Annotated in this window: 10 protein-coding genes and 1 tRNA gene; 5 read left to right on the top strand and 6 right to left on the bottom strand. The window is 63.6% G+C overall.

The genetic code is table 11. From position 1 onward, the window contains the following. Window positions 1-22 precede the first annotated feature (22 nt). Together KF833_12680 and KF833_12685 are read right to left on the bottom strand one after the other, a co-directional pair. Entirely contained in the window at window positions 23-2,032 is a 2,010-nt protein-coding gene (locus KF833_12680) for a transglutaminase domain-containing protein (GenBank protein ID MBX3746153.1), read from the bottom strand. Window positions 2,033-2,089: 57 nt separating this feature from the next. Continuing rightward, window positions 2,090-2,971 carry a TIM barrel protein gene (locus tag KF833_12685; protein ID MBX3746154.1) on the bottom strand — a complete coding sequence of 294 codons (882 nt, stop codon included), beginning with the start codon at window positions 2,969-2,971 and terminating at the stop codon, window positions 2,090-2,092. A gap of 323 nt (window positions 2,972-3,294) precedes the next feature. Between KF833_12685 and KF833_12690 the strand changes: the two genes are divergently transcribed. Next, on the top strand, window positions 3,295-4,275 hold the full coding sequence (locus tag KF833_12690) for a transposase (GenBank protein ID MBX3746155.1): 981 nt from the start codon (window positions 3,295-3,297) through the stop codon (window positions 4,273-4,275). A 69-nt stretch (window positions 4,276-4,344) separates the two neighbouring features. Here KF833_12690 and KF833_12695 read toward each other — a convergent pair whose 3' ends face one another. Beyond that, window positions 4,345-5,202, bottom strand: coding sequence for a transglutaminase family protein (locus tag KF833_12695; GenBank protein MBX3746156.1), 858 nt, complete (start codon window positions 5,200-5,202; stop codon window positions 4,345-4,347). 163 nt (window positions 5,203-5,365) lie between these two features. On the opposite strand from KF833_12695, the gene KF833_12700 reads away from it, so the two are divergent. The 3 genes from KF833_12700 (at window position 5,366) to KF833_12710 (ending at window position 7,541) form a co-directional block, all read left to right on the top strand. Then, window positions 5,366-5,440 (top strand) — tRNA-Lys (locus KF833_12700). A 146-nt stretch (window positions 5,441-5,586) separates the two neighbouring features. Continuing rightward, a complete protein-coding gene (locus KF833_12705) occupies window positions 5,587-6,633 on the top strand; it encodes a TIM barrel protein (GenBank protein MBX3746157.1) in 1,047 nt (348 codons plus the stop codon). 47 nt (window positions 6,634-6,680) lie between these two features. Beyond that, window positions 6,681-7,541: a carbon-nitrogen hydrolase family protein gene (locus tag KF833_12710; protein MBX3746158.1), complete on the top strand. Its 861-nt coding sequence runs from the start codon at window positions 6,681-6,683 to the stop codon at window positions 7,539-7,541. 63 nt (window positions 7,542-7,604) lie between these two features. On the opposite strand, the gene KF833_12715 is transcribed toward KF833_12710, so the two are convergent. Both KF833_12715 and KF833_12720 read right to left on the bottom strand, forming a co-directional pair. Further along, the gene (locus KF833_12715; GenBank protein MBX3746159.1) at window positions 7,605-8,894 is read right to left on the bottom strand and encodes a citrate synthase; all 1,290 of its coding nucleotides are present in this window, start codon (window positions 8,892-8,894) and stop codon (window positions 7,605-7,607) included. A 99-nt stretch (window positions 8,895-8,993) separates the two neighbouring features. After that, complete coding sequence (locus tag KF833_12720; GenBank protein MBX3746160.1) at window positions 8,994-11,405, bottom strand: hypothetical protein; 2,412 nt, start codon at window positions 11,403-11,405, stop codon at window positions 8,994-8,996. A 143-nt stretch (window positions 11,406-11,548) separates the two neighbouring features. On the opposite strand from KF833_12720, the gene KF833_12725 reads away from it, so the two are divergent. Next, on the top strand, window positions 11,549-11,935 hold the full coding sequence (locus tag KF833_12725) for an RNA-binding S4 domain-containing protein (protein ID MBX3746161.1): 387 nt from the start codon (window positions 11,549-11,551) through the stop codon (window positions 11,933-11,935). 813 nt (window positions 11,936-12,748) lie between these two features. Here the strand turns inward: KF833_12725 and KF833_12730 are convergent. Next, window positions 12,749-15,706: a protein kinase gene (locus KF833_12730; GenBank protein MBX3746162.1), complete on the bottom strand. Its 2,958-nt coding sequence runs from the start codon at window positions 15,704-15,706 to the stop codon at window positions 12,749-12,751.

Raw genomic sequence — 15,706 nt, forward strand, 5'->3', positions numbered from 1 at the left:
TCCGCCTTCTCGCGGTCCTCCGTCATCCCCCGCGCCTCACCCCATCCCCACCCCGCGCCAATCCCAACGCCCGCCCCAGATCGGAGGAGACGACGCGGAGCGTCTCCCGCTCGTTCTCCGCCAGCCCGCGTGGATCGAACCTCAGGCGGTCATGCAGTCCGCTCGCCGTCCACGCTCGTCCCACCTCCTCCGGCCCCCATCCCGCACCCGCCAGCCGGTCCCGCCAGACACCCGGACGCTCGTCCGGACGCCGGGCCAACCCCCGATCCGTCAGCACGGCGTCGATGGGCAGCCACTCCGAATCCAATCCCGGCCAGGCCGGTCGCGGACCCGAACCCGGACCCACCTCAGCCCGCAGCCGGGCGGCCCGCAACCGCCGAAACCTCCAGAGCAGCATCGCCAGCAGCGGAAGCGTGAGCCAGTGCGCCTGCCGCAACCAGGCCTTCTCCCCAAGCCACCACCACCGCTGCAATGCGAATCTGAGTTCGTGCCAGCGCCGCTGCCAACCCGACGACCCGGACGGTTCCTCCAGGAAATCCACCGCCGGCGTCGGATCGAAATCGTGCCACGCATCGCCCATCCACACCCGCACCCACGCATGGGCCTGCACCTCCCGCACGGTGATGACGCCCCCCGCCCGCTCCGCAGGATCCAGCAGGAAACCCGTCGCGTACCGCGCCGGAATCCCGGCCGCGCGCAGCAGCAACACCCCGGCCGTCGCAAAGTACTCGCAGTGCCCCGTCCGATGCCCGACCAGGAACCGGCCCAGCGCCGTGCCGGCCCGCGGATCGTCCGCCGGACTGTCCACCAGATCGGTGGTGTACCGGAAATGGTCCGCAAAATGGCGACGCAGTTCGTTCAAGACCTCCGCCGCGGGACGTCCGCTCAAACCCAGTTCCTCCGCCAGCTCCGCAATCAAAGGCAGCTCCGCGGCCGGAACCTCCTCCCGATCGCCCTCCCGCGGCTCCAGCTCCACCGCCGCCGTCCTCGCATACTCCGCCCGGAATCCCACCACCCCCGCCCGCGTGTCAGCCCGGACCGTCCCCATCGGGGTCATTTCCACGCTCTCCGCGATCAACTCCCGCAGTACGCGCGTCCCGTGCGGCAACGGCATCAGCCCTCGGGTGGAATGGCGCACCCACTCGACCTGCAAGGCCCCCGCCCGGCCCGGAGCCGGGTCCAGTATCCATTCATCCTCCAGGCCATCCACCTTCTCGAACCCCGTCCCCGTGGCAAACCACTCCCCATGCCGCCATTCCGTGTACGTCGCCGTCCGCCACAGCGCTGGCACGGCCCGACCGCCGTCGATCCGCACCTGGAAAATGATGCGGCTCGAACCTCCAACCCGGCCCGTCCGCCCGATCGCTGTCGGCGAAACCCGGTAGGGCGCCCCCTCCCGGTACCAGCGGGTCGTCCACGCCATCAACCCGTCCTCGATCCACTGCTGCGTGACCGCCAGACCCCGGGCCACCATCCAGCCTCCCGCCGCCGCCAGCACCAGGACCATCGCAGCGGCCCATGCCCGGTGACCCCGGGCACGCCGCGACCAGAGGAAGACGCCCAGGACACCAACGATCACCGCAAAGAACCAAGGCCGCTCCGCGCCGGCCGTGCTGGCGGAAACCAGGCTCAGGATCACCACCAGGGAGCCCGCATCGAACGGCGGCCCGTCCGGCTCAGGACGCCGACGCCATGACGGCCACGGCAGCACCGCGCTGAGCGGAATGCGCCCGCTCTCGGACCACCCCTGGGCGAGCACCGCCGGCACCGCCATCACCGGCAGCCAGCGCGCCGCGCTCCGCAGCACATTCCCAACATCTTCCAGGCTGTAGATCAGCAACAGCCCCCCGAACGCCAGCACCCAGCACACATCCAGAGCCCGGTGAAACTCGTTCCGACCCAGAGCGAACCGATACCCTGTCCACTGCGGCGCCGCGGCCAGCAGCGCCAGCGGCACCGCCAGCGCCAACTGGCCGATCTCCCAACCCCATGCCAGCAGGGCCAGCCCGACTATCCACAGCGGCAGGTGCATGGAGCGATTTGCGGTGGACCAACCTCCCGGCTGCGCCGTTCCCGGACCGGCCCGCACTCAGACGTCGCAGATCCGCACCCCCTGTGCCAGCGACCCCAGGGCATCCTCGCGCTTTGGAATGAACTCCTGCGCCACGTACCCCTTGAATCCGGTCTCCAGGATCGCCCGCATGACCGCCGGATAGTAGATCTCCTGGCTCTCGTCGATCTCGTTCCGGCCCGGCACGCCGCCCGTGTGGTAATGCGCGATGTACGGTGCGCTCGCCCGCAATGTCCGGATCAGATCCCCCTCCATGATCTGCATGTGGTAGATGTCGTAAAGGAGCTTGAACCGTTCCGACCCCACCTGCCGGCACAGTTCCACCCCCCAGGGCGTCCGGTCGCACATGTAGTCCCGGTGATCCACCCGCGAATTCAGCAACTCCATCACCAGCACCAGATCGTGGCGCTCGGCGATGGGAAGCAACTTCTTCAACCCCGCGGTGCACTGCTCGATCCCCTCCTCGTCCGACATCCCCGCGCGGTTCCCTGAAAAGCAGATCACATTCTTGCATCCGAGCGCCGCCACCTTCGGCGCCGCCTCCTCGAACCATTTCTGGATGCCCTCGTGGTTGGCCGCCCGGTTCAGGCCCCTCTCAATGCCCCCGGGAATGCCGCTCACCATCGAGCATTCCAGATCAAACCGCTTCGCCGTCGGGATCTCCTCCAGCCCCAGCAAGTCGATCGCCGAGATCCCCATCTCGCGCGACGCCCGACACAACTCCTCCAACGGAATCCGCCCGTAGCACCAGCGGCAAACGGAATGGTTGATACGCCCCTTAAGCCCCCCAACCCTCTCGGCGGCAGCAACGCGACGCCCAAGATCGGCGGCAACAGCGGCGGCAGCGGCCCCCTGGGCCAGAGTGCGGAAGGCGCGACGGCGGGGAATCGGGGTCTTCATGGTCATGGCTTGCGAGGCGCCAATACAACGGCCACCACCCCAACCCGTCAAACGCCAAGCCGCCAATCGCCTGCTCCCCGAACCATCCCGAAGCAAGAGGAGTGAATCGATGTGGATCACCCGCGCCAGGAGTGATGGAATCCGCGCAGGAAAATTCCGTAGGGGTAGTTTCGAACCAAAGACCAAGAGACCAGTATAGCCTTGCATTAGGTCAGTCTCTTTAATATTGATCCCCCGCCTTTACCCTGCTCACTCCATTCTTACCGCACCCATCCCACGGCCCGCATATCGCACCCTCAATCACGTCCTTCCCTCAACTACCCATGAGAACCCCCCGCATCACAGCCGACCCCACCCTCCCGGCGACGTATCACTGCATGTCCCGCGTCGCCGGCCGCCTTCCCCTCCTCGACGACTCCGCCAAGCACAAGCTCCTCAACATCCTCCACCACCTCGCCCGCTTCTGTGACATCGACATCATCACCTTCTGCATGATGTCCAACCACTTCCATCTCCTCATCCGCGTCCCGCCCAAGCCCCTCCCGGACTCCATCCCGGACGACGTCATCCTCGCCAAACTCGAGGACTTCTACGGCCCAAAGGCCACCCTTCCCTCCCTCGCCCGCGCCGCCCTCAATAAGGGCCAACCCATCCCCGACGACATCCGCCAATCCGTCCTCTCCCGCATCGCCGACCTCTCCATCTTCCTCCAGGAGTTCAAACAACGCTTCTCCCGCTGGTACAACCGCCGTCATGACCGCACCGGCTACCTCTGGGGCGAACGCTTCCGCAGTGTCCTGGTGGAAGACTGTACCAGCACCCTCCGCGCCATCGCCGCCTACATCGACCTCAACCCCGTCCGCGCCGGCCTGGTCAACGATCCCAAGGACTACCGCTTCTGCGGCTACGCCGCCGCCCTCACCGGCGACAAAGTCATCCGCCGCGGAATCATGGGATTTCTGGGGGCAACCGACTGGAGCGCGGCGTCAGCAGAATATCGCCTGGCGCTTTACGTGATTGGCGGGACGTCAGGGCGGAGCGACAAGCGTGTGCTGGACCCGGAGGCGATCCGGGCGGAACTGGCGCGGGGCGGACAACTGCCGCTGGGCCAGATCCTGCGGTTACGGATCCGGCACATGACCGATGGGGTGTTCCTGGGATCGAAGGAGTTTGTGAACCAGATGTGGGAGCGGCACCGGGACAAGTTCGGGAAGCGACGCAAGAGCGGCGCGCGGATCATTCGAGGCGCCCCGATCCCAGGGTTGACCGTCCTGCGCGATCTTCGGGTTGATGCGGTGGGCTAGGGGCCGCATATGCGGCGGGATCGTCGGGAATTGCGAAGCTGAAACGTGGGGGAAACGCCCATGTTGCCGTCAATCCTCCACTCCCTTGACTGGCTCAATCCGCACCTCGGCTGTCATCGTCTGTTCAGCCCGCCCCTTGAAGTTCCCGCGAACCGGTGCCGCATCCGCGTAATCCCGCCCGACCGCCACCTTCACGTGGTGCTCGTCCGCCATCCGGTTATTGGTCGGATCCAGTCCCATCCACCCGTGCCTCGGCAGATACACCTCGACCCACGCGTGCGACGCCAGATCTCCCCTCAACGCTGTCCCTGCCGGTACATGCAAATACCCGCTTACATACCGGGCCGGAATCCCCGTCGAACGGCACAACCCCAGCATCACGTGCGCGAAGTCCTGGCAGACCCCGCGCCGCTCTCGCAGAGCCTCCTCCATCGTCGTCGATACCGTCGTCGATCCCGCCTCGTAAACAAACGTCTCGTGAATGTGCCCCATGATCCGCAAGGCCAATTGCCATGCATCGTCCACCCCGGACACCAGGTCCTGCCCCACCCGCCATACCTCGACCCCCAACGACACGTACTCGCTCGGCTGTAGAAAGTCGTAACACCGCTCCAACCGCTGGCACTCGCCCAAACGCGCCACCGGAAACCAAGGCACCTCAGAATCCGCCGCCCGCGCCCGCGTCGTCACTTCCGAACAGCTCTCCAATACCAGTTCCCCGTGCGGTTCCTTCAGGTAGAAATGGTCCACCAAATTGAAATGAAAATCATGGTACCGCTCCACCTTCGCCACCGGTTCGGTAACCAGCCTGTACCCATGGCATTCCTGCCCCTCATCGGACACCGGCTGAAGCCGCACCTCATTGTAGTTCTCCGAAACCGGCTGTGAATACCGGTACCGGGTGCGATGGAGGATCTTGAGGCGCATTGCCAACCGAGCGGCGCAGCGTGCCGCCCCGTCCCCCCGTCCGCAAGCCGCCGTATCCCCGGATTCCGCACTGCAACCTTGGGGCAAATTTGGGAAAATTGGATTGCCACCATCCTCCCGGAACCGTTTTCATCGCTGCCGCGGCTCTTCATCCGGCCGCCACGCCTCGGTAGCTCAATGGCAGAGCAGCTGACTCTTAATCAGTTGGTTCCAGGTTCAAGTCCTGGCCGGGGCACCACTTCCCGGAAGTTCCAGGCGACGGCACCAATTCCGTCCCGCCGCATGCCTCCGATCCACCAGGCGTGAGGCGTAACTTGCCAAGTTCAGGCACCCCACGAAATTCGCTACACCGCACAGCCAGATTCTCGTACCCTCCCGAGACACATGACGGCCGCGTCCCAAGAGTACCGCTTCTGCTTCGGTCCCTGGAATCTCAGCGAAGGCCAGGATCCCTACGGCCCCCCGGTCCGGCAACCCCAGACCTTCGGCTGGAAACTCCAGCAACTGAAGGACGCCGGCTTCGATGCCATGATGTTCCACGACGACGATGTCGTCCCGGACATCGATGCCAAGTCGGACATCCAGATTTCCAAGGAAGCTCGCGAAATGGGCAAGCGACTCCGGGACGCCGGTGTCGCCGCGGAAATCGTCGCCCCCAGGCTCTGGTTCAGCCCGATGACCATCGACGGCGCCTACACCAGCAACGATCGCAAGTGCCGCCAGTACGCCATCGATCGCTCCAAGCGCTGCATCGACATCGGCAAGGCCGTCGGCACCAACCTTTTGGTCCTGTGGCTCGCCCGCGAAGGCTCCTACATCCGCGAATCCAAGAACGCCCGCAAATGCGTCGATTACCTGGTCGAGGCCATCGACGCCATGCTGGCCCACGACAAGAAGGTCCGCATCGCCATCGAACCAAAGCCCAATGAACCGATGGACGTGGCCTACATCCCCACCATCGGCCACGCCCTCGCCCTCGCCCAACTCACCTCCGATCCCAAACGCGTCGGCTGCCTCATCGAAAGCGCCCACGCCATCCTCGCCGGCCTCGATCCCGCCGACGAAATCGACTTCGCCTGCGCCTTCGGCAAACTCTGGTCTGTCCACCTCAACGATCAGAACGGGCTCAAGTTCGACCAGGATAAACCCTTCGGCAGCGCCAATCTCCGGGTCGCCTTCAACCAGGTCCGCGCCCTCGAGCGCAATCAGTACGCCAGGAAGGGCGCCTACGTGGCCTTCGATGTCCATCCCTTCCGAACCACCCGGCCCGAACATTGGGTCCACCATCTGGTCAACAGCAAACGCACCTTCGAAATCCTCCTCGCCAAGGCCCGCACCTTCGACGAATCCACCGCCCAGGGGCTGATCGCCGAACGTAACTACCAGGATCTCGACCAGATGGTCCTGCAACACCTGATGGGCGTCGCCTGAGCCCCCACTCGCGCGCCGCACCGGCGTCCGTCCCCACATCCAGACTCATGCCTCCGCCGGCCACCCTCCAGGTTTCCTGCGTCCAGCTCCACTGGGCCCGCTCCCTCGATCACAATCTCGACCGCACCCTCCACCATATCCGCGCCGCCGCCGCCGAGGGCAGCCGCGTTGTCCTCCTCCCCGAGGCCAACCTTACCGGATACTACTTCCCCGAGGTCATCCGCCTCTCCCCGGACGCCATCCAACGCTCTCTCGACCGAACCCGCGAAGCCGCGGCCGAAGCCGGCCTATGGGTGATTGCCGGCACCCTCCAACCCTCGCGGGACCGGCTTCTCAACCTCGCCCACGTCATCTCGCCCAAGGGAGAAATCGTCCACCAATACGCCAAGGTTCACATGGCCGGCCGTGACGAACAGCGCTACTGCCGCGGCGGCGACAAGCTGTCCCTCTTCGAGATCGACGGCATCCCCTGCACCCTGGTGATCTGCCGCGATGGCCGGCACCCCGAACTGTACCGCCTCCCGGCCATGCTCGGCGCCAGGATCCTCTTCCATCCCTCCTGCAGTTCCGACGAGGTCGAAGCCGTGATCTGGAAACGGACCTCCGGACGCGCCCAGCAACCGGTCGGACCCAATTCCCGCATCTTCCACTGCGTCGCCAACACCGTGGGCCAGTCGCCCGACGGCCTCCAAACCTCCAGCGGCCAGTCCTTCATCCGCGAACCCAACGGCATGCCCCTCGCCGAAGCCGGCTGGTACCAGGAGGAACGCATCACCGCGGTCCTCGACCTCGCCCGCGCCGACCGATCCTACGCCCTCGACAGCCTCAACGCCCCGCCGTTCCTCCGTCCCCACTGGGAACGCCTGCTCGAAGCCGTTCGCGAACGCGCCAACCTCACCCCGGAATAGAAACGCATCCGGGATCGGCAAGCCCTTTCCCGAAACGCCCGTTCCCGGCTTCCACCGCTCCCCTCACCCACGCTGTTCAAGGGGCACGTACTCCTGAAGCGTCGCCCCGATGTACACCTGGCGCGGCCGGTAGATCCGCGACTTGGGATCATCGAGGATCTCCTTGAAGTTGGCGATCCAGCCGGGCATCCGCCCGATGGCGAAGATCACCGTGAACATCTCCGTGGGGATGCCCAACGCACGCATGATGATGCCGCTGTAGAAATCCACATTCGGATAGAGCCTCCGCTCCACAAAATACGAATCGCTCAGCGCCGCCTCCTCGAGCCTCTTGGCAATATCCAGAAGGGGATCGGAAATCTTCAGGGTCGCCAGCACACGGTCGCACGCCTCCTTGATGATCTTCGCCCGCGGATCGTAGTTCCGGTACACCCGGTGCCCGAAACCCATCAGGCGCTTGCCGCTGCTCTTGTCCTTGGCCTCCTCGATGAACCGGCGCCCGTCGTCGCCCCCCTGCCGGATCTGCTCCAGCATCTCGATGACCATCTGGTTCGCCCCCCCGTGCAGCGGCCCCCAGAGTGCACACACCCCCGCCGCCGCGCTCGCGAACAGGTTCGCCTCGCTCGAGGCCACCATCCGCACCGTCGCCGTCGAGCAGTTCTGCTCGTGGTCCGCATGCAGCAGGAAGATCAGGTCCAGCGCCCGCACCATCTCCGGCTTCAACTCGTACTCCCGGTACGGCTGGGAGAACATCATGTGCAGGAAGTTGGCCGTGTACTTGTACGCCGGATTCGGATAGATGATCGGCATCCCCCGCGATTTCCGGTGCGAAAAGGCCGCAATCGTCCGCACCTGCGAAATCAACCGCGCCGCATGCACCTCGAACCGTTCCCGGTTCACCCGGCCCATCAACCCCGGATAGTAGCAACTGCTGGCGTTGATCATCGCCGACAGAATCGCCATCGGGTGCGCCTGCGCCGGGAACCCCTCGAAGTGATGCTTCATGTCCTCGTGCAGGACCGCCTCCTCGGTCAGCAAATCCGAGAACCGCCGGATCTCGTCCCGCTTGGGCAGATGCCCGTAGATCAGGAGAAATGCCGTCTCGACGAACGACGAATGCTCCGCCAACGCCTCGATCGGAATGCCCCGGTATCGCAGAATCCCCTTCTCCCCGTCGATGAACGTCACCGCGCTCCGGCACGAACCCGTGTTCCCATACCCGTCGTCCAGCGTGATGTAACCGGTCTCCTTCCGCAGCGACGCGATATCGATGGCCCGCTCGTCCTCCGAGCCCCGGACCGTCGGGAGTTCGTACGTCCGGCCTTCGAGTTCAATTCGAGCAAGCGTGTTCATCCTGGGTTCCAGCTTCCGCGCAGCATGCTAACCGGCACGGAAACACGCCCGCCAGCCGGTTCTCGCGCGAAACGAAAATCTCTTCCCCAACCCGCCCCCTCAACGCCCCAGTTGCCGCGCCGCCGCCGCCCTGAGTCGCCCATCCTCCGACCCCGCCAGACCCGCCATCCCTTCCCACGACGGACGCCGGAACGCCGCGCCCAGCCAGACCGCCTCCAACGCCGCCCGCGGATCCCGGTGCCCCCGCCGCCATGACTCCGCCGCCGACAGCACCTCGTCCGCGTTCCGGTGCCGCAACACCACCCGCGCCTGCTCCTGTTCCCATCCGTTCGCCGACAACGTCCGCTCCAGCAGCTCCACCGTGCTCAACCGGCCCAGATCCACCTCCCGCGTTGCCCGACGCGATCCCGTCGCCGCCACCCGCCAGATCCGCCCATGTTCCTTGTCCCGGCGCGGATCCCGGAAATCCACCTCGCCGTGCTGGATGATCGGATTGCTCCAGTCCGCGATGTACAGCGCCCCGTCCGGTCCCATCCGCACGTCGATCGGCCGGAAGCTCACGTCCGTCGTCCGCAGCAGATCCGGCATCTCCACCGTCCGGAACGTCGATCCCACCTCCTGCAACCCGAACCGCACAATCCGGTGCGCCCGGAAATCGCACGTCACCAGCTGCCCCTGCCATTCCGCCGGAAACATCGGGCTCTGCAACACCTCCAACCCGCAGAACTTCGGGTAGGTCCCCGGACTGATGCTCTCCGCCTCCCGGCGCATGTTCGCATACGTGAAATAGGTCGCCCCTTCCATCGCCTGGTACACCCCCTTGAACCCCGCCCCGTCCGTGAAGAAGTGATTCCCGTACCGATCCCAGTGGTGCCCCCACGGATTGCACGCACCCCTCGTGAACACATCAAGCTGCCACGTCTCCGGATGGAACCGCCAGATCCCCCCCGAGTTCAGCCGTCGCACCCCGTGCGGCGTTTCGATGTGCGTATGGGTGTAGATCGACTGGTTCATGTACAGATGCCCGTCGTACCCCCACCGCAGCGTATGCAGATTGTGATGCGTGTCCTCCGTCCCGAAACTGCTCAATACAATCCTCCGCCGGTCCGCCCGCCCGTCCCCATTCCCATCCTCCAAGTGCAGCAGCTCGTGGCTCGCCCCCACATAACACCCCCCCTTCCCGTCCGGCACCACCCCGGTCGGAATCACCAACCCCTCCGCAAACACCGTCGAGCGGTCCGCCCGCCCGTCCCCCGTCGTGTCCTCCAGCACCACCACCGCATCCTCCGCCGGTTGCCCGGGCCGGATCTGGGGGTAGATCCTCGAACTCGCCACCCACAACCGTCCCTGCGGATCCCAGTTCATCTGGATCGGCTTGAACAGTTGCGGGTTCTCCGCCCAAAGCGTCACCTCGTACCCCGGATGCACCTCGAAGTTCGGCACCCCCTGCGGCCGGAATCCCTCCGCCCCGCCATCGCCCCGCCCCGCATGCTCTCCCCCTGCCCGCGCCCGCGCCGTCCATGCCTCCACCTCGCTTCGAGTCGCCGGGTCCGGACGCCGCACATCCCGCAACGTCGCAATCCGGCCGTCCCACTCCTCCACCAGCGGCTCGAACTTCGGGATCTCCACCGCGTTCCGCCCCTGCTCGTGCTTCCGAAACCCAAACAAGTACGTCCAGTTCGCCGGCCGCCATCGGTGAAAGAACTGCTCGTTCTTGTGCCGGATCGCCTCCTCCAACAACGCCATCCCCTCCTCCCGCTCCCCCGTCACCGCCCTCCCCGTCAACGCCCGCACCATCCCCGATGCCACATACGCATGCCCCCGCTCGTTCAGCACCACCGGCGATTCGTACCCGTTCCACGGCATCCGCGTCAGCGGACGCGACAGCCCCAGCCCGTCCACATAAACCGCCCCCCGCTCCCCAGCCAGTCCCTCCAACCCCCGCGAAACCGCCTCCAACGCCCGCGTCCGCTCCGAATCCGGTCTCTCCCCGGCCTGCTGGATCGGCCCCACCACCACGAAACGCACCCTCCCCTCCCCCACCGCCTCCACCGTGTCCATCAGCAACCCCATCTCCCTCAGAAACCCCGCAACCCCTCCCTCCCCCCCTTCCAACGCCGCCGTCATCCCATAGCTCAACAACGCCACCGTCGGCCGGACCAGCGCCACCTGCTCCCGCACCCGCTTCAACCACTCCTCCCCCGGCTTGTTCCAGTCGAAACTCGCACGCGACCGCCCCATCGGCGTGTCCGCCGCCCAGGCCAGATTCCGAAAGACCACCCGCCGGTCCGGATACGCCGCCGTCAACCGCGCCTCAATCGATCCGTACACCCCTTCCCGCTCGAAAAACGTGTCCCCCAGGAACACCACCCGGTCCCCGTCCCGAACCTCCAACCGCTCCGCCCCAAAAGCACCCCATGGCCCCATCCCCAACCCCACCCCAACCCACACCACAAGTCCCGCAAGTCGCCGGCTCCATGGCCCCATTCCCATCTCTCGCGCTCGGATCATTTCCCCATCCTGCCGCCCTCCCCTCCCCAAAATCCAGCCCCACCTCCACCCTCACACTCCGCCTTCCGTCCTCCACCTTCCGTCCTCCGTCCCCTGCCCCCCTCGCCTTGCACCCTTCCCCATCCCCCCTCAACCTCCCTCCCATGCCGGACCTCCTGCGCATCGATAAGTGGCTCTGGGCCACCCGCTGCTTCAAGACCCGCTCCCAGGCTGCCGAAGCCTGCCGCAACGGACATATCCGCATCCAGGATCACCCCGCCAAACCCTCCCGCGATGTCCGCGTGGGCGATACCCTCTCCGTCCGCTCCGGCCCTCTCACCCGCACCCTCCGTATCCGCGCCCTCCCGGAACGCCGCCTCGCCGCCGCCCGTCTCCCCGAATTCCTCGAAGACCTTACCCCGCCCGAAGCCCTCGAACAGGCACGCCCCACCGCCTCCCCATCCCCCCAACGCCCCCATGGCACCGGCCGCCCCACCAAACGCGACCGCCGCCGCCTCGACCAATGGCTCACACCGCCTTCCAGCCGCTGATCCGATCCAGTGTCCGCCCAATCCAAATTGTGCAAATGCCCTACGCAAAGAGCTTATCGCAGGAGAATTTCCTAATCGCAACCCCGTAGTCCGCTGAAATCACACTTGGCACCACCGGGTTTCTACCGCAATCCCTACCTCACTTATACAAAAAGTACTCATTCCACGGTCGATCACTTTCATTCCACAATATTCACACAGCCATTTCAATTACACTCATCGATCATAAGAACGGCTTTTATTCATGACTTCATCAACTCTTAGCACTTCAACAAGCCCAACCCGTTCCACAGGCGACGAATTCCCGCAGCAATCATCACATCCTCCACCGCTTTCCCTGCTGAATGCAACCAACTAAGGGAATAGCCTGATTAGAGTAATCTTGAATTCCTCATTGATCCGGAATTCCTTATCGAGTACCATCAACTACGAAAATTATGGAGCTGATAATTATCATCATTCACCTGTTTACCCAACTCGGCTTTAGCACTCCACCTTCAAGTGCCCGAGCGCATGAGGAGCTTGGCACTTCCGCCATAGCTGGAACTATCGACGATGCAAACATCGACCGCAATGGAACTGGTCGCCTCGGTGAAGTTCACTTCGTTCGATGAGATGAACCTTACAGCAGCCCACCACAAGAGATGACCTTCTATGCCAGAAGAGCACAGTAATGATTGCCCCAGGTAGGGCATATAGTTACCCATCTCTATACTGCTTGCCTGGAACAGAGCCGATATAGGCATTGCTCAATGTCTAGGTTGGAAAGTCGCGCAAATTCCGGCACAAAGAAATCTAGCCCAATCTCCAATGCTACGGACGGCTAACTAGTGTGCCTTGCGTGCGCCACAGGCGCACTCGGCCGTCCTCTGTTAGCGCTGCCAAAGCAGTTTCATTTGGCGAAAGGCGAAGGATTGATACCCCCTCGTCTCCTGTAGGATTATCAGCCTGATCAACCTCGAACGCTGCAACCTCTTCAAACTCCGGAACTCGCCAAAGCACAACCCTACCATCGACGCCCCCAGAGATTAGCCGCCTCGAGTCCTTGCTGAACACCAGTGAAGAGACAAATCTTCGATGCGAAAAGAGCTTGGCCACCCACCTAGTCTTGATGCGATCCCAGATTTTGATGCTTGAATCACCGAAAATCCCAACTGCCAACCATTTTCCATCGGCAGATAGTGCGATTGTTTGCAGATCCTCATTTATATCACAAACATTCTCAAGCCAAGCACCAGTCCTCGCATTCCAACGCCGAATTGCACCAGCTTCCGATCCCGTCCAAAGTTCCGCTGATCCTGGCGCGAATGCGAGACCCCAAATCGCCTTAGAGTCTGATTCTTTTAAGGTAACAAGGCTTGCAGACGTCAAATCGATAATACAAACCCGACCATCGCCCCCCGCTAGACCAACGAGCCCTTCGGCCTCCGAAACGGTCCATGAATTCACCGAGAATTCCTCTGGCGGACGTACTTTAAGCTTGGTGAACTCTCCGCTAATCCGAGAAAATGAGAGTACAGACCAATCCATTGCAAATCCAAATATTAATTCTCCATCTCCTGAAAACGTGATCGGCTGAAACATTCCATCAACCGGCACTTTTGCAGTCAGATCATCTGCAGAAATCAGCGCTACCCTATTCGTGCTTTCAGTTACAGCAATTAGTGCTCCCGTCGGATCAAAAGTGATATCTCCATGCACATCCGCATATGCACCGCTGTATATGTCAGGAGGCTCTGTAGAGGGGATATCGAAGATGTGGAAGTTTCCGAGATCATCTCCAGCGACTAGTCTCTTGCCATCAGGCAGCCAATCGAGGCTTATAACTGGTCTTCCTAGTCCTCTATGTGTACTCACCAACTCGCCTGAATCAACGCTCCACACTCGCACTGCCTGATCTGCTCCAGCAGTAGCAAACAAGTCTCCCATCCAGGAGTAGGCAGCATCTTGCACCCTAGACGTATGTCCCACTAACGGGACATTTGGTCTATTCGCCGAGTAGCTATAAATTCTCGGTGTTAGCCCTCCAATATTGACAGAAAAATGCTCAGCATCAGGAGCGGCTTTTACCCAAATAATGCGCCCATCAACGACTTTATCCCACAACACCACATTTGCCTCTAGATCCAATGAGACTAAGATTCGTTTCCGAGCTGCTCCTGCCTCTTTAAGCAGCCCAACCGCTATACGCCTTCCGTCTGGTGAAACATCGATCGCGGAAATAACAAAGTCAGGATACCGTGCGTTGATGTTGAATTGTCCGTCAACTCGTCCCGTTAGAATGTTTAAGGCAGACAGGACCAAGTCTCCTTCTCTGGAGAGCACTACGATTCTCCCATCATTCAAGTATGCCACCAACCTTTGTCCCGTCTCGACGCGGCGCTGGGTATGGGGGTGGGGGGCGTCGAGGTCTTCGAAGCGGAGGGCGCGGGTGGGTTCATCGACGACGAGATAGCCTTCGGGCGAGAAGCCGCCGAGGACCTGGACGTTTTCGAACTGGTGGGTGATCTGGCGCGTTTCGAGATCCCAGACGGCGACCCGGTTGTCGGCGAAATTGGCCGCGGCACGGCGGCCGGTGGGATCGACGACGATCTTGCGGACGGCAACGCCGTTGGTGAGGGACGGCAGGGGGGTGCCTTCGCCACGAACCTCGCGGGTGAGAATGTCCCACTCGAGGCCGCGCAGGTCGGTCTGGCCGGGTTCCGGAATCTGACGCTGGAGCGCGGCGCGGGCGCGGCCGAGATCGCCGCTGGCCATGGCGAGCTGGGCGACGGCGAGATCGGAGCGATAGAGAGCGCGGCGGGTGGCGTCGTTGGCACGTTCCAGGATGCCGGAGCGCCAGACGAGCAGGGCGGCAACCAGGGAGGTCAACAGCGTGACCGTGCCGGCGGCGAGGGCGAAGGCGCGGACGCGCTTTCGCAATCCCTCGTAGAAGGCGACCGAGCGGCCCGCCTGGATGAATTCGAGTTCCCGGGCGAGCGCCTGCCCGGACTGCTGTCGCCTCGTGGGGTCCGGATGGCAGGCGCGAAGGACCAGTGCGTTGATTTCCCCGAGGAGGGCGACATCGGGTCCGTCGGGGAGGTCCGATGGAAGGCGGGGAAACTCCATCCGGTCGAGTCCGGTGGCCAGTTCGTAGAGGACCTTGCCGAGGCTGTAGATGTCGGCGGCGGGCGAACCCGCCCCCTCGGGCGGGGCATAGCCGGGCGTGCCGGCGCAGGTCATGGTGGCCTCGTTGTCGGCGACCAGTCCGACGTCCGCGAGCTTGGGCACCCGCTGGACGAAGATGATGTTGGAAGGCTTGATGTCGCGGTGGGAAAGGTTGGCCTCATGCAGGACGGCGAGGCCGCGGGCGAGTTCAAGGGTAAGCTGGACGCATTCGGTGGCAGGCAGGCGTCCGCGCCGGGTGAACAACTCCTTCAGGGTGAGCGGAACGTAGCGGTCGGGATCGATCTCGGAGCCCGACTCGGCATCATCGGCCGGCTCCATCACGTAGTAGAAATAACCGGCGGCCTCATTGCGCCCGACATGCAGGAGGGCGAGCTGACGCGGCCGTCCCGACACCGTCGCCTGGAAGCGGCTGATGCCCTCCAGTTCGCGCATGAACGGTCGGGCGTCCTCGAAGCGGTCGCGTCGGACGACCTTGATGACCCGGAAGACGCCGGTAACGCTCCTTGCCAGCCAGACTTCGCCATAGCTGCCCCGGCCGATGGGCTTGAGCAGGGTGTAGTCGGGGATGTCGGGCGGCGGCGGGTATGAGGCGTGGCGGCTCAC

This window comes from Verrucomicrobiia bacterium (assembly GCA_019634625.1).
Taxonomy (GTDB): Bacteria; Verrucomicrobiota; Verrucomicrobiia; order Limisphaerales; family CAIMTB01; genus CAIMTB01.

Excerpts from the sequence above, each read along its gene's own strand:
- KF833_12710 (MBX3746158.1), top strand. The coding sequence starts at position 6,681 with ATGCCTCCGCCGGCCACCCTCCAGGTTTCCTGCGTCCAGCTCCACTGG.
- KF833_12690 (MBX3746155.1), top strand. The coding sequence starts at position 3,295 with ATGAGAACCCCCCGCATCACAGCCGACCCCACCCTCCCGGCGACGTAT.
- KF833_12705 (MBX3746157.1), top strand. The coding sequence starts at position 5,587 with ATGACGGCCGCGTCCCAAGAGTACCGCTTCTGCTTCGGTCCCTGGAAT.
- KF833_12680 (MBX3746153.1), bottom strand. The coding sequence starts at position 2,032 with ATGCACCTGCCGCTGTGGATAGTCGGGCTGGCCCTGCTGGCATGGGGT.
- KF833_12715 (MBX3746159.1), bottom strand. The coding sequence starts at position 8,894 with ATGAACACGCTTGCTCGAATTGAACTCGAAGGCCGGACGTACGAACTC.
- KF833_12685 (MBX3746154.1), bottom strand. The coding sequence starts at position 2,971 with ATGAAGACCCCGATTCCCCGCCGTCGCGCCTTCCGCACTCTGGCCCAG.
- KF833_12720 (MBX3746160.1), bottom strand. The coding sequence starts at position 11,405 with ATGATCCGAGCGCGAGAGATGGGAATGGGGCCATGGAGCCGGCGACTT.
- KF833_12725 (MBX3746161.1), top strand. The coding sequence starts at position 11,549 with ATGCCGGACCTCCTGCGCATCGATAAGTGGCTCTGGGCCACCCGCTGC.
- KF833_12695 (MBX3746156.1), bottom strand. The coding sequence starts at position 5,202 with ATGCGCCTCAAGATCCTCCATCGCACCCGGTACCGGTATTCACAGCCG.